This is a genomic window from Ectothiorhodospira shaposhnikovii (assembly GCF_047222355.1).
In the GTDB taxonomy this organism is placed as follows: Bacteria; Pseudomonadota; Gammaproteobacteria; order Ectothiorhodospirales; family Ectothiorhodospiraceae; genus Ectothiorhodospira.
In genome coordinates this window covers 3,271,707-3,284,550 of the sequence record NZ_CP178333.1, presented here as the reverse complement: position 1 = coordinate 3,284,550, position 12,844 = coordinate 3,271,707, and the positions used below count along the sequence as shown (strand labels likewise).

The window sequence follows — 12,844 nt, the reverse complement described above, 5'->3', positions numbered from 1 at the left end:
TCATTCATGAGCAACATTCAGCGTTTTGAAGCCATGCTGGCCGCCGGTCAGGACAATGCCATGCTGCGTTTCACCCTGGGCAATGCCCATCTGGCGGAAGGGCAGCCGGGAGAGGCCGCCATCCATCTGCGGGCCGCCGTGGGCCACGACCCCGGCTATTCCGCCGCCTGGAAACTGCTGGGCCGGGCCCTGGCCGAGGGGGGTGCCCTGCACGAGGCCATCGAGGCCTTCGACGAAGGCATCCGGGTGGCCGGGCAGAAGGGCGACCTGCAGGCGGTCAAGGAGATGCAGGTGTTCCGCAAGCGGGCGGAGAAACAGCTGGCCGGGCAGGATCAATGACGGAAGTGACCGACACCAGCGGGCGGGAACACGCCCCCGAGGGCTACCTGCCCCCCTTTCGCGCCTTCATGCTCCATCCCCGCTACTGGCCCACCTGGCTGGGCATCGGCCTGCTGTGGGCGGTCATGGGGCTGCCGCGTCCCGTGGCCCTGGGGCTGGGCCGGCTGGTGGGCTGGATGGCCTGGCGCAGCGGCGGCAAGCGTCGGCACTTTGCCGACGTGAACCTGCGCTTGTGCTTCCCCGACTGGGACGCCGCCCGCCGGGAACAGGTGCTGCGGGACCATTTCCGCATCGCCGGTCAATGCTTCGTCGACTACCCCCTGCTGTGGTTCGGCAGCCGCCGCCGCCACCGGGAGCGCATCCGGCTGGTGGACGAGGCCGGGGTACTGGCCATGCAGCAGGCCGGTCGGCCGGTGATCCTCTGTGCCGCCCATGCCCCGGCGCTGGATTTCGGCGGTCTGCGGCTGAGCCTGGAGGTGGGCGGCGTATCCTTTGCCAAGCCCATGTCCAACCCGGTGGTGGAGTGGATCAACACCCGCAGCCGATCCCAGTACGGCGCCGCCATGTTCTCCCGGGATCAGGGCCTGCGCCCGGCCATTCGCCATATCCGCCTGGGCAAGGTGTTCTACTACCTGGGCGACGAGGACCTGGGCCGGGAGCACGCCGTGTTCGCCCCCTTCTTCGGCATCCCCAAGGCCACGGTACCGGCCCTGGGGCGTCTAGTGAAACTCACCGGGGCACCGGTGGTACCCGCCATCGGCTTCTACCGCACCGATGAGGACTGCTACGAGCTGGTGATGGCGCCGCCACTGGCAGACTTTCCCACCGGGGATGACGCGACCGACGCGGCCCGCATGAATGCCGCGCTGGAAGCGCTCATCCACCGGGATCCGGCCCAGTACCTGTGGACACTGCGGTTCTTCAAGACCCGGCCGCAAGGGGAGCCGCGCGTCTACTAGTGGCGGACGACGCGGGATGGGTAGTGGGTGGGAGTTGCGTTTTATCAAATTCTCCTTGACCTGCCCGTTCCGTGCGTTATAAATAAACGTACGTTTACCATTCCGAAAGGCACCATGGCTGAAGCGAGCGATACCAAGGACCGTATTCTGGACACAGCGGAACACCTGTTTGCCGAACGCGGTCTTGGACAGACTTCCCTGCGTCAGATCACCTCCCATGCCGAGGTCAATCTGGCGGCGGTGAATTATCACTTCGGCTCCAAGGAAGGGCTCATCAAGGCGGTGCTGGCGCGGCGACTGGAGCCCCTCAACCGGGAGCGCATCCGGCGTCTGGATCGTCTGGAGCGTCAGGGTCACGTGACCCTGGAGGGCTTGATCGAGGCCTTCATCGGTCCGCCCCTGGAGTTGAGCCGGGATGGGGGCGGCGGCAGTCGCTTCGTGCGTCTGATGGGTCGCACCTATACGGAACATGCCAGCTTTCTGCACGAGCACATGCGTCATGCCAACGAGGCGCTGGTGAACCGGTTCAAGCCGGCCTTCCGGGCGGTGCTGCCCGAATTGCCCAAGACGGAACTGTACTGGCGGCTGCATTTCCTGGTGGGCGTGATGTCCTACGTGATGGCCGGCAACGACATGATGCAGTTGTTGGCGGCGAGCCGGAATTCGGAACAGGAAGAGCCGCGGGAGATCATCCGTCGCGTGGTGCCTTTTCTCGCCGCGGGTCTGCGGGCACCCTTGCCGGAAGAATTGGCGCAGGCTCGGGATGTGCTGGAAGCGTCACCCCGCGACCCGGCCTGAGGCACTGGGGACGGGGATGGGCATTTTTTTCAAGACTGTAAAACGAACGTTTCATTGACGCAATGCAGCACTGTTTCCGCGACCCGACAGTTTGCGTTTCGAAGTGAGCGAGTTTTTTTAAACCGATATCAAACAAACGTTTAATCTTTTGCGGTGCGTCATCAGTGCGGCAGCGGGTCATGGGTCGCAAGAAAGGATCGGTCATTCAGCATTCAGGCTGCACAGACAGCCCCGACAGGATCGGAGGAAACACCATGGGAACGAGGACGGATTACATACCACCCGGGGAAGTCGGCACCTTGCCCCGTTTGTTTCAGGCGCGGGTGCGGCGCACCCCCGAGGCCATCGCCTATCGTCAATTCGATGCCGGCCAGGGTCTCTGGCGGGAATGCAGTTGGGCCGACGCCTCGGCGGCTGTGGAGCGTTGGCGGACGGCTTTGGCCCGGGAGGGCCTCAAACCGGGCGACGTGGTGGCCATCATGCTGCCCAACAGCGGTGAATGGCTCACCTTTGATCAGGCGGCCCTGAGCCTGGGGCTGGTGGTCGTTCCCCTCTATACCAGCGATCGGGCCGACAACCTGGCCTACATCCTGGAAGACAGCGGCGCCAGCGTGCTGATCCTTCAGCACATGGAGATCTGGCGCGGCATCGAACAGGGTGGGCAGACCCTCAAGCGGCTGCAGCGGGTGATCGTGACCCAGGCGGCGGGTCCCATGGACAGCCGGGGGCGGGTCATGAGCCTGGACCAGTGGCTGGAGCGGGGTGGCGACGGCAGGGCTGAAGCGATGGCCGCAAACGGCCATGATCTGGCCTCCATCGTCTATACCTCCGGCTCCACGGGGCGCCCCAAGGGCGTGAGGTTGTCCCATCTGAACATGCTGGAAAATGCCTGGGCCGGTCTGCAGCGCATCCCCATTCATCCGGACGATCTGTTCCTGTCCTTCCTTCCCCTCTCCCATACCCTGGAGCGCACCATCGGCTATTACGTGCCGGTCATGGCCGGCGCCACGGTGGCCTATGCCCGGTCGGTCGGCGATCTGCCCGAGGACCTGGCCCATCACCGTCCCACCGCCCTCGTTTCGGTGCCGCGCATCTATGAACGGGTCTACGGGCGCATCCTGCAGGGACTCAAGGAAAAATCCCCGACCGCCCGCGAACTGTTCCACCAGGCGGTGGCGGTGGGCTGGCATCGCTATCAGCGGGAGCAAGGCCAGGTCTCCTGGCATCCGCGGGAACTGTCATGGCCGCTGCTTCGCGCCCTGGTGGCCGGCAAGGTCACCCGTCGGCTGGGCGGCCGTCTGCGGGTGGCCATCAGCGGCGGCGCTCCCCTCAGCCCCGAAATCTCCCGCCTGTTTCTGGCCCTGGGCGTACCGGTGCTGGAAGGCTACGGACTCACCGAGTCCAGCCCCGTCATTGCGGTCAACACCCTAAGCGACAACCGCCCGGGGACCGTCGGCAAACCCCTGCCCGGCGTGGACGTGCGCATCGGTGAACAGGACGAACTGCAGGTGCGCGGCCCCAACATCATGGCCGGTTACTGGAACAACCCCGCCGCCGACCGTCAGGCCCTGACCCGGGATGGCTGGCTGCGCACCGGCGACAAGGCCCGCCTGGACCCGGAGGGGCGCATCACCATCACCGGCCGGATCAAGGAAATCATCGTGTTGGCGAACGGCGAGAAGGTGCCGCCCATCGAGGTGGAGATGGCCATCGCCAACGACCCGATGTTCGAGCAGGTGATGGTGGTGGGGGAGGGGAGGCCCTATCTGGTGGCGCTGGTGGTACTCAACGAGGCGATCTGGCGGGAGGTGGCCGCCGAGCAGGGCCTGCCCACCCGCATGGATATCGCCAGCACCTCGCCGGAGGTGGAAGCCTGGCTGCTGGAACGGATCGGCGACCTGTTGCACCGCTTCCCGGGTTACGTGCAGGTGCGGCGTCTGCGGGTCCTGCCGGAACCCTGGACGGTGGACAACGCCATGCTCACGCCCACCCTCAAGCTCAAGCGCAACAGCATCCTGAAATGCTTCCAGGACGAACTGGAGGCTCTGTACGAAGGGCATCACAGCCCCCGCCAGGCCCCGCGTCTGGCCCACTCAAGATGATAATGGAGGAGTCCATGAGTTCAGTGATGATGCATCAGGCGGCGCTCGGCGCCCCCTTTCGTCCGGCGCCCACCTTCATCCGGCGTGCCGCCGTGCTGGGCGCCGGGGTGATGGGGGCGCAGATTGCCGCCCATCTGGTCAATGCCGGCATCCCGGTGGTCCTGTTCGAACTGCCCGCCGACGGCGGCGATCCCAATGCCCATGCCCGTCGCGCCATCCAGGGGTTGGGCAGGATGCAGCCCGCCCCCCTGGCGGACCCGGCCGATGCCGCCCATATCCGTCCCGCCAACTATGACACCGGCCTGTCGGCCCTGTCCGAGTGCGATTTCGTCATCGAGGCCATCGCCGAGCGCATGGACCTCAAGCGGGAACTCTACGGTCGCATCATCCCCTTCCTGTCCGAGGATGCCCTGCTGGCCAGCAACACCTCGGGACTGTCCATCAATGCCCTGGCCGATGTCCTGCCCAAATCCCTGCGCCGCCGCTTCTGCGGCGTTCATTTCTTCAATCCTCCCCGCTACATGCACCTGGTGGAGCTGATCCCCGGGCGGGAAACCGATCCCGAGGTGTTGGATGCCCTGGAGACCTTCCTGGTGGGCGGTCTGGGCAAGGGGGTAATCCGCGCCCGGGACACCCCCAACTTCATCGCCAACCGCGTCGGCGTCTTCTCCCTGGTGGCCACCATCCACCATGCCGAGGCGATGGGCCTGGGGGCGGACGTGGTGGACGCACTCACCGGTCCCGCCATCGGCCGGCCCAAGTCCGCCACCTTCAGGACCGCGGACGTGGTGGGGCTGGATACCCTGGCTCACGTGGTGGACGGATCTGCCCGTCTGCTGCGGACGGACCCCTGGCAACCCTTCTTCAGGCTGCCGGACTGGATCGGCGGGTTGATCCAGCAGCGGGCCCTGGGCCAGAAGACCGGGGCGGGGGTCTATCGTCGCCAGGACAGGCTGCTGCAGGTCTTTGACCCCTCCCAGGGAGGATACCGGGAGGCCCGCCAGGTGATGGACGAGGCGGTGCGGGAGATCCTGAGCCTGAAGGACCCGGGGGAGCGGCTGGACGCCCTGCGGTCCAGTGAACATCCCCAGGCCCGTTTCCTGTGGGCCATTCAGCGGGATGTCTTCCATTACGCCGCCTGCTGGCTGGCGGAGATCGCCGACAGTGCCCGGGACGTGGATCTGGCCATGCGCTGGGGCTTTGGCTGGGCAAGCGGGCCGTTCGAGACCTGGCAGGCGGCGGGTTGGGAGCGGGTGGCCGGTTGGATCCGGGAAGACATCCAGGCCGGGCACAGCCTGGCCAATACCCCCTTGCCCGCTTGGGTGGATGAAGTCTCCGAGGTCCACCGCTCGGAAACCTCCTGGGATGCGCATGGGAAGGAGTATGTCGCCCGCTCGCCGTTGCCGGTGTACCGGCGTCAGCTGTTTCCGGACCGGGTGCTGGGAGAGATCCCGTCCCGGGCCCGTTATGTGACTCTGGATACGGGGGCCGTGCGTCTGTGGCATCTCCAGGAAGACGTGGGCATCCTCAGTTTCCTGACGCCGCGCCAGGCGGTGAACTCCGCCGTGCTGGAGGGCGTGCTGCAGGCGGTGACCGAGGCGGAGCAGCGCTATCAGTCCCTGGTGCTGTGGCATCCCGGCGAACTCTTCTGCGTGGGGGCGGACCTCAAGCAGGTGCTGGCCGCCCTGGAGCGCCAGGACTACGCCGGCCTGGAGGACACGGTGGTCCGCTTCCAGGAGGCCACCCAGCGTCTGCGCCGTTCAAGCATCCCGGTGGTGGGCGCGGTGCGTGGTCTGGCCCTGGGGGGCGGCTGCGAATTCCTCATGCACTGCGACCACGTGGTGGCCGCCATGGAGAGTTATATCGGCCTGGTGGAGGCCGGGGTGGGCCTGATCCCGGGCGGCGGCGGCTGCAAGGAGCTGGCCCGGCGGGCGGCCCAGTCCAGCCCCGACGGGGACCTGTTCCCCTTCATCCGCGGCGCCTTTGAAACCGTGGCCCTGGCCAAGGTGTCCCGCAGTGCCAGGGAGGCCCGGCAGATGGGGCTGCTGCGCCCTTCGGACACGGTGGTGCTCAATCCCCACGAGCTCCTGCACGTGGCCCATGTGCAGGCCCGTGCCCTGGCGGAAAGCGGCTACCGGCCCCCCCTGCCGGCGCCCGTCCCGGTGACCGGCAAGGCCGGGCTGGCCAATCTGCAGGCCCAGTTGGTGAACATGCACGAGGGCGGCTTCATCTCCTCCCACGACCTGGCCATCGCCCGTCATGCCGCCGCTGCCCTGTGCGGCGGGGAAGTGGAAAGCGGCAGCAGCGTCAGCGAGGAATGGCTGTTGCAGCTGGAGCGCACCTCGTTCATGGCGCTGCTGCGCACCGATCAGACGCGGCAGCGGATCGCCCACATGCTCAAGACCGGCAAGCCCCTGCGCAACTGAGCCGAACCGATGACGGCAAGGAGTCATGCATCATGAGTGAAAACGCTGTGTACATTGTTTCCGCCCTGCGCACCCCGGTGGGCAAGGCGCCCCGGGGGAGCCTGCGTCACACCCGCCCGGACGACCTGCTGGCCCACGTCATCCGCGGCGTGCTGGATGCCTGTCCCACCCTGGATCCAGCCTTGGTCGACGACGTGGTGGTGGGCTGTGCCATGCCGGAAGGCTCCCAGGGGCTCAACGTGGCCCGGGTCGGCGCCCTTCTGGCCGGGCTGCCGGACCGGGTGCCCGGCTATACCGTCAACCGTTTCTGTGCCTCCGGCCTGCAGGCGGTGGCCCTGGCGGCGGACCGCATCCGCCTGGGGGAGAGCGAGGTGATGATCGCCGCCGGCACCGAGTCCATGAGCCAGGTGCCCATGATGGGGCATCGTCCCCAGTTCAATCCTTCCCTGTTCCATGACGAGGGCCAGGTGGGCATTGCCTACGGCATGGGCCTGACCGCCGAAAAGGTGGCGGTCCGCTGGGGCGTGAGCCGGGAGGATCAGGATGCCTTCGCCCTGCAGAGCCATGCCCGCGCCGTCGCCGCAATGGATGCCGGGCATTTCCGGCGGGAGATCCTGCCGGTCACGGTGCGCCATGCGGCGCCGGGCCCCCAGGGGAACTGCATCGCCGTGCGGGAGTGCCGGGTGGACACCGACGAGGGGCCGCGTCCCGACACCAGTGCCGAGGCCCTGGCCCGCCTCAAGCCGGTGTTTTCCGCCGGCGGCAGCGTCACCCCCGGCAACAGCTCCCAGATGAGCGACGGCGCCGGTGCCGTGTTGCTGGTGAGCGAGCGTCAGGTGAAGGCCCTGGGACTGGAACCGTTGTCCCGTTTCGCCGGTTACGCGGTGGCCGGGGTGCCGGCGGAGATCATGGGCATCGGTCCCGTGGAGGCGGTGCCCATGGCCCTGCGCCGCGCCGGTCTGGGCGTTCAGGATCTGGACTGGATCGAACTCAACGAGGCCTTCGCCGCCCAGAGCCTGGCGGTGATGCGGGAACTGGATCTGGACCCGGCCCGGGTCAATCCCCTGGGCGGCGCCATCGCCCTGGGTCATCCCCTGGGGGCCACCGGCGCCATTCGTACCGCCACCCTGACCCATGGCCTGCGCCGTACCGGCGGACGCTACGGCATGGTGACCATGTGCGTGGGCACCGGCATGGGGGCCGCCGGCATCTTCGAGCGCATGTAGGGGCGCCCGGACCTGGAAAACGCGGGTTGATGCGACCCTATATGAAACGATCGTTTGTATATGAGGGTGGGATGCCCTCGCCACCAAGAGGTGAACAAAAATGATGCTGGCAATTGCTATGGCCGTGGCCGTTCTGGGCGGGGTGTACCTGGCCTATCAGGGTGCGCCGCTGGTGATCTGGACCCTGGCGGTCTTTCTCTACGCGCTGGGACTGTGGGGCGGCGGCTTGCTGCCGGATGGGGGGATGCTCCTGACCCTGGCGGTGCTGACGCCCCTGGCCCTGGTGCTGAACCTGCCGATGCTGCGCCGTCGCTTGCTGAGCCGTCGGCTGTTCACGGTGTTTAAGCGCAGCCTGCCGCCCATGAGCGCCACCGAACGGGAGGCCCTGGAGGCCGGTGATACCTGGTGGGAAGGGGAGCTGTTCAAGGGCAACCCGGACTGGCAGCGTCTGCGGTCCATCCCGGTGACCCGACTCACCGAGGAGGAGCAGGCCTTTCTGGATCATCAGGTGGCCCACCTGTGCCGGATGCTGGACAACGACCGCATCGAACGGGAACAGGGTGACCTGCCCGCCGAGGTGTGGGAATACATCCGCAAGGAGCGCTTCTTCAGCCTGATCATTCCCAAGGCCTACGGTGGCCGGGAGTTTTCCAGCTACGCCCAGAGCTGCGTCGTGACCCGCATCGCCACCCGCAACATCTCCACGGCGGTGACGGTGATGGTCCCCAACTCCCTGGGGCCGGGGGAACTGATCCTGCACTACGGCACCCAGGCCCAGAAGGATTACTGGTTGCCCCGGCTGGCGGATGGCCGGGAAATCCCCTGCTTTGCCCTCACCGGTCCCGATGTGGGTTCGGATGCCGCCTCCATGCCGGATTTCGGCGTGGTCTGCCGGGGCATGCACGAAGGCCGGGAGGTCCTGGGGGCGCGGGTCAGTTTCTCCAAGCGCTACATCACCCTGGCCCCGGTGGCCACGGTGGTGGGCCTGGCCTTCCGTCTCCATGACCCGGAGGGTCTGCTGGGCGCGCCCCGGGAATACGGCATCACCTGTGCCCTGGTGCCCGCCGCCCATCCGGGCATCCGCATTGGCGACCGCCATTTGCCCATGGGACTGGCCTTCATGAACGGTCCGGTGGAAGGGCGGGACGTGTTCATCCCCCTGGAGTGGATCATCGGCGGCCCGGAAATGGCCGGCAAGGGCTGGCGCATGTTGATGGAATGCCTGTCGGTGGGGCGTGCCATCTCCCTGCCGGCCCTGGGCACCGCGGCCGGGCACATGAGTTTCCGCATGACCGGCGCCTATGCCCGCATCCGGCGCCAGTTCCGGCTGCCCATCGGACGCTTCGAAGGGGTGCAGGAGGCCATGGCCCGCATCGGAGGCTATGCCTACCGCATGGAGGCGGCCCGGCGGCTCACCGCCACCGCCGGCGATCTGGGCATCAAGCCCTCGGTCATCTCCGCCATCGCCAAGTACCACATGACGGAAATGATGCGCCGATCCATCAATGACGCCATGGACGTGCACGGCGGCCGGGGCATCATCTTCGGACCCCGCAACTACCTGGGTTACAGCTACCAGGCCATCCCCGTGGGGATCACGGTGGAGGGGGCCAACATCCTCACCCGCAACCTGATGATCTTCGGCCAGGGGGCGGTGCGCTGCCATCCCTTCGTGTTCCAGGAGATGGAAGCGGTGCGCAATGAGGATCTGGCCGCCTTCGACCGCCTGTTGCTCGGCCATGTGGGATATTCCCTCAACCGGGGGACGCGGGCCCTGGTGCTGGGCCTGACCGGTTCCCGCTGGGCGCAGACACCGGTCCGGTCCGGCCCCACCGCCGATTACTACCGGCAGCTGACCCGGATGAGCGCGGCCCTGGCCTTCGTTTCCGACGTGGCCATGGGGGTGCTGGGCGGGGAACTCAAGCGCAAGGAGCGTCTGTCCGCCCGTCTGGGGGATGTGCTCAGTCACCTCTATCTGGGGTCCGCCGTGCTCAAGTTCCACGAGGATGCCGGTCGCCCGGAGGCAGAGTTGCCGTTCGTGCGCTGGGCCCTGGATGACTCCCTCAACCAGATCGGTCTGGCCTTCGACGCGTTCTTCCGCAACTTCCCCAGCCCCCTGCTGGGCGCCGCGCTGCGGGCCCTGGTCTTCCCCCTGGGCCGTCCCTACCACCCGCCCCGGGACAAGGATGGCCAGTCCATCGCCCAGGCCATGATGCAGACCGGCGGGGTGCGCGACCGCCTCACCGGCATCGGCTTCTGGGCCGAGGATGATGGGGAGGATGCCGTCGGCCGCATGGAGGTGGCCCTGCGCATGCTGGAGCAGGTGGAGCCACTGTATGACCGCTTCCAGAAGCTGGTGGCGCGGGGAGAGGTGGAAGGCCTGACCTTTGGCGAGCGTCTGGCCCAGGCCCGGGAGCGGGGCCTGCTCGACGAAGAGGAAGCCGAACGGCTGCAGGTCTATGAAGACCTGCGCTACGAGTGTGTCCTCACCGATGCCCTGCCGCCGGAGGCCCTTGCCCCGACCGGCGCCAGGCCCTCATCCGGCCGGCGCCGGGAAAGGGCGGATTCCGCCGCCGTATAGGCCCCCTTCAGGCCTGAGGGTTGCCGGGTCCGGCCCGGCAACCCTGTTCATGTGCATCGTTCACGCGTATCCGGTACGCAGCGTCTTCGCGGCGGCCACCATCCGGGTCAGGGCCGGGATCACCTCTCCCCACTGGCGGGTCTTGAGGCCGCAATCCGGATTCACCCACAGGCGTTCGGCGGGAATCCGCGCCGCGGCCTTGGTCATCAGGTCGACCATGTGGGCTTCGGTCGGGATGTTGGGCGAGTGGATGTCATAGACGCCGGGTCCGATCTCGTTGGGGTACTTGAATCGGTCGAAGGCATCCAGCAGTTCCATGTCGGAGCGCGAGGTCTCGATGGTGATCACGTCGGCATCCATGGCGGCGATCGACTCGATGATGTCGTTGAACTCCGAGTAGCACATGTGGGTGTGGATCTGGGTCTCGTCGCCCACCCCGTTGGCGGTGATGCGGAAGGATTCCACCGCCCAGTCCAGATAGTCCTGCCACTGGGAACGGCGCAGGGGAAGGCCCTCGCGCAGTGCCGCCTCGTCGATCTGAATGATGCCCACGCCGGCCTTTTCCAGGTCCAGCACCTCCTCGCGGATGGCCAGCGCCAGCTGCCGGCAGGACACCGCGCGCGGCTGGTCGTCGCGCACAAAGGACCAGTTGAGGATGGTCACCGGGCCGGTGAGCATGCCCTTCATGGGTTTGTCGGTGAGCGACTGGGCATGGCTGATCCAGTCCACGGTCATCGGCCGCGGGCGGCTGATGTCGCCGAACAGGATGGGTGGCTTGACGCAGCGGGAGCCGTAGGACTGCACCCAGCCGAACTGGCTGAAGGCGTAGCCGTCGAGCTGTTCACCGAAATACTCCACCATATCGTTGCGCTCGGCCTCGCCGTGCACCAGCACGTCCAGCCCAAGCGCCTCCTGCTCGCGCACACAGCGCGCGATCTCCCCGTGCATGATCTCCTGATAGGCTGCCGCGTCGATCTCACCCGCCTTGAAACGCCGCCGCGCCACCCGGATTTCGCTGGTCTGCGGGAACGAGCCGATGGTGGTGGTGGGGAACTTCGGCAGCTGGAGCCGCGCCGCCTGCCGGATAGCACGCTCGGCATAGGGGCTACGGCGCCGGCCCATTCCGGCATCGATCCCGGCGATGGCCGCCTTCACGGTCGGATTGTTCACCCGGGGAGAGTGTCGGCGCGCCTCAATGGCGGCGCGGTTGGCAACCAGTTCGGCCCTGACCGCCTCGCGCCCCTGATTCAGGGCTGTCGCCAGGATGCGCAGCTCCTCCAGCTTCTGCCTGGCGAAGGCCAGCCAGGACTTGATCTCGCCATCCAGCTTGCGCTCGCTGTCCAGGTCCACCGGCACATGCAGCAGGGAGCAGGACGGCGCGATCCACAGGCGCTCGCCGAGCTGCGCGTGGATCGGCTCCAGCCAGTCCAGCACCCCGTTCAGATCGGTCTTCCAGATATTGCGCCCGTTGATGACACCCAGCGACAGCACCTTGCCGGAAGGCAACAGGTTCAGCAGCGGCATGACGTCATCGCGGCCGTTGATGGCGTCGATGTGCAGGCCGGCCACGGGCAGGTTGGCGACCAGATAGCGCTGGTCCTGGAGTTCGCCGAAATAGGTCGCCAGCAGCAGCTTCACGGGCACGCTCTTGAGGGTGTGATAGGCGTCCTCGAAGGCATGGCGCCACGGCGCGTCCAGTTCAGTGACCAGGATGGGTTCGTCGATCTGCACCCACTCGACCCCATGGGCCGCCAGGGTGTTCAGCAGTTCTCCGTACACCGGCAGCAGGCGATCGAGCAGGGCGAGGCGGTCGGCCCCATCCTTCGACTTGCCCAGCGCCAGATAGGTCACCGGACCGATGATGACCGGCTTGGCGCCCACGCCTTGTGCCCTGGCTTCCTCCAGCTGCGCCAGCAGACGGGAGGCATCAAGCCTGAAAGCCGTGTCGGCGGTGAATTCCGGCACGATGTAGTGATAATTGGTGTCGAGCCACTTGGTCATCTCGCCGGCGGCGACGCCTCCGCAACGGGCCTGGGCATCCGCTTCGGGCGCCGAGCGCCCGCGGGCGACACGGAAATAGTTGTCCAGTGCATCCCCTTCGAAGCCTTGCACGCGCTCGGGCAGGTTGCCCAGCGTAAAGCTCATGTCGAGCATCTGGTCATAGAAGGCGAAATCCCCCACCGGTACCAGGTCCAGACCGGCCTGGTCCTCCCAGTGGCGCGCGCGCAGCTGGGCGCCCACCGCCTTGAGGGCATCCAGGGATGACTCACCCTTCCAGTAAGATTCCAGAGCGAACTTCAATTCCCGCCTGGCACCGATGCGGGGAAAGCCGAGGTTGTGCGTGATGGCCATGCCGATTGTCCTGAGTGGTGAATGGATGACACCATTCTGATCGGCCATTACCATGAATAAA

General features: G+C 66.8%; 8 protein-coding genes. 7 read left to right on the top strand and 1 reads right to left on the bottom strand.

Annotated features, from left to right (window positions below):
- The first annotated feature begins 6 nt into the window (after positions 1-6).
- From ACLF6L_RS15100 to ACLF6L_RS15070, 7 genes are all read left to right on the top strand, one after another.
- Complete coding sequence (locus ACLF6L_RS15100) at positions 7-339, top strand: tetratricopeptide repeat protein (protein WP_008930839.1); 333 nt, start codon at positions 7-9, stop codon at positions 337-339.
- Positions 336-1,298, top strand: coding sequence for a lipid A biosynthesis acyltransferase (locus tag ACLF6L_RS15095; RefSeq protein WP_412852023.1), 963 nt, complete (start codon positions 336-338; stop codon positions 1,296-1,298). Before ACLF6L_RS15100 ends, ACLF6L_RS15095 begins: the two co-directional genes overlap by 4 nt.
- A 114-nt stretch (positions 1,299-1,412) precedes the next feature.
- Positions 1,413-2,096, top strand: coding sequence for a TetR/AcrR family transcriptional regulator (locus tag ACLF6L_RS15090; protein WP_238617046.1), 684 nt, complete (start codon positions 1,413-1,415; stop codon positions 2,094-2,096).
- Between the two features lie 254 nt (positions 2,097-2,350).
- On the top strand, positions 2,351-4,198 hold the full coding sequence (locus ACLF6L_RS15085) for an AMP-dependent synthetase/ligase (protein WP_412852021.1): 1,848 nt from the start codon (positions 2,351-2,353) through the stop codon (positions 4,196-4,198).
- Between the two features lie 14 nt (positions 4,199-4,212).
- Complete coding sequence (locus ACLF6L_RS15080; RefSeq protein WP_412852020.1) at positions 4,213-6,624, top strand: 3-hydroxyacyl-CoA dehydrogenase/enoyl-CoA hydratase family protein; 2,412 nt, start codon at positions 4,213-4,215, stop codon at positions 6,622-6,624.
- Positions 6,625-6,656: 32 nt separating this feature from the next.
- Positions 6,657-7,850: an acetyl-CoA C-acyltransferase gene (locus tag ACLF6L_RS15075; protein WP_412852019.1), complete on the top strand. Its 1,194-nt coding sequence runs from the start codon at positions 6,657-6,659 to the stop codon at positions 7,848-7,850.
- A gap of 100 nt (positions 7,851-7,950) precedes the next feature.
- The gene (locus ACLF6L_RS15070) at positions 7,951-10,431 is read left to right on the top strand and encodes an acyl-CoA dehydrogenase (RefSeq protein ID WP_412852018.1); all 2,481 of its coding nucleotides are present in this window, start codon (positions 7,951-7,953) and stop codon (positions 10,429-10,431) included.
- A 60-nt stretch (positions 10,432-10,491) separates the two neighbouring features.
- Here ACLF6L_RS15070 and metE read toward each other — a convergent pair whose 3' ends face one another.
- Positions 10,492-12,783: a 5-methyltetrahydropteroyltriglutamate--homocysteine S-methyltransferase gene (metE, locus tag ACLF6L_RS15065; protein ID WP_412852017.1), complete on the bottom strand. Its 2,292-nt coding sequence runs from the start codon at positions 12,781-12,783 to the stop codon at positions 10,492-10,494.
- Between the last annotated feature and the right edge of the window lie 61 nt (positions 12,784-12,844).

Bases quoted from the DNA above. Each gene is read 5' to 3' on its own strand.
- ACLF6L_RS15085 (WP_412852021.1), top strand. From the start codon at position 2,351: ATGGGAACGAGGACGGATTACATACCACCCGGGGAAGTCGGCACCTTG.
- metE (WP_412852017.1), bottom strand. From the start codon at position 12,783: ATGGCCATCACGCACAACCTCGGCTTTCCCCGCATCGGTGCCAGGCGG.
- ACLF6L_RS15075 (WP_412852019.1), top strand. From the start codon at position 6,657: ATGAGTGAAAACGCTGTGTACATTGTTTCCGCCCTGCGCACCCCGGTG.
- ACLF6L_RS15095 (WP_412852023.1), top strand. From the start codon at position 336: ATGACGGAAGTGACCGACACCAGCGGGCGGGAACACGCCCCCGAGGGC.
- ACLF6L_RS15080 (WP_412852020.1), top strand. From the start codon at position 4,213: ATGAGTTCAGTGATGATGCATCAGGCGGCGCTCGGCGCCCCCTTTCGT.
- ACLF6L_RS15070 (WP_412852018.1), top strand. From the start codon at position 7,951: ATGATGCTGGCAATTGCTATGGCCGTGGCCGTTCTGGGCGGGGTGTAC.
- ACLF6L_RS15100 (WP_008930839.1), top strand. From the start codon at position 7: ATGAGCAACATTCAGCGTTTTGAAGCCATGCTGGCCGCCGGTCAGGAC.
- ACLF6L_RS15090 (WP_238617046.1), top strand. From the start codon at position 1,413: ATGGCTGAAGCGAGCGATACCAAGGACCGTATTCTGGACACAGCGGAA.